This is a genomic window from Microbacterium sp. (assembly GCF_031988965.1).
In the GTDB taxonomy this organism is placed as follows: Bacteria; Actinomycetota; Actinomycetes; order Actinomycetales; family Microbacteriaceae; genus Microbacterium.
In genome coordinates this window covers 1-998 of the sequence record NZ_DALZXX010000218.1, presented here as the reverse complement: position 1 = coordinate 998, position 998 = coordinate 1, and the positions used below count along the sequence as shown (strand labels likewise).

Genomic DNA, 998 nt, shown 5'->3' with positions numbered 1-998 from the left:
TCGGCTCTCCGCGTGGCGGCATCCAGGCCAATTCCCCCAGGGCGGAGACGCAGCAAGGGTAACCGGGCTCTGCTGGGTGCGCGGAGAGTCACTTTCTTTCTCCGGCCCACTCCACGGGGCCGATCCCGTCGAGGCGCTGTCAGCGTCCTCCGGGGCAGCCCTGCCAGGATCGTGATGTGACCAGGCCCGACATGACCAGCCCCGCCGGTTCCCCGCGCGAGAGCGCTCTCGGCCGCTTCGCCTCGCCGGTGCTCCTGCTCGCCGCGATGTGGGTCGTGCAGCTCGTGGATGCGATCCTTCCGCTGTCGTTCACCGGCTTCGGGATCCGCTCGTGGGACCTGTCCGGGCTTCCCGGCATCGTCGTCTCGCCGCTCCTGCACGCGAGCTGGGCGCATCTGATCGCCAACTCCGTGCCGTTCCTGGTGCTCGGCTGCCTCGTGGCGGTCGAAGGCGCCAGACGGTTCTGGGCGGTGACCGCGTTCTCGGCGGTGATCGGCGGCCTCGGCACGTGGATCGTGAACGCTCCCGGTGCGCTGACCGTCGGGGCGTCAGGACTCGTGTTCGGATACTTCGGCTACACCGTGATGCGGGTGTTCGCGCCCGGTCGCGTCTCGCACCGCATCCTCTATGCGGTGATCGCGCTGATCGTGATCGGACTCTACGGCGGCTCGATGGAGTCGTGGGCGTGCGCGAGGGCATCTCGTGGCAGGCGCACCTGTTCGGTGCGATCGGCGGCGGTCTCGCGGCCTTCGCCGGTCGGCCATCGGCTCGACGCGCATGAGGATCGCGTCAGGGTGAGTCCGAGAGCCGGCACCACGAAGAAGCGAGCACCGTCGCGGTCGCGGTCGGCCACGCGTCGTCCTGCGCGTCCGTCAACTCGCCGTCGGGTATCGCCCCGTCGTCGCGCGCAGCGACGGCTGCAGCGCCGGCGGATGCTGCGCCGCCTGGCGATCTCCGCCGCCGTGGTGCTCGTGATCGCCGGGGCCGCGGCGGTGGCG

General features: G+C 70.8%; 1 protein-coding gene and 1 other RNA gene. Both read left to right on the top strand.

The genetic code is table 11. The features are described from left to right. Window positions 1-96, top strand: an RNA gene (gene ffs, locus RTM68_RS17810) — signal recognition particle sRNA small type. Between the two features lie 80 nt (window positions 97-176). Then, the coding region (locus tag RTM68_RS17805; RefSeq protein ID WP_312173538.1) for a rhomboid family intramembrane serine protease at window positions 177-998 on the top strand (822 nt) is incomplete at its 3' end.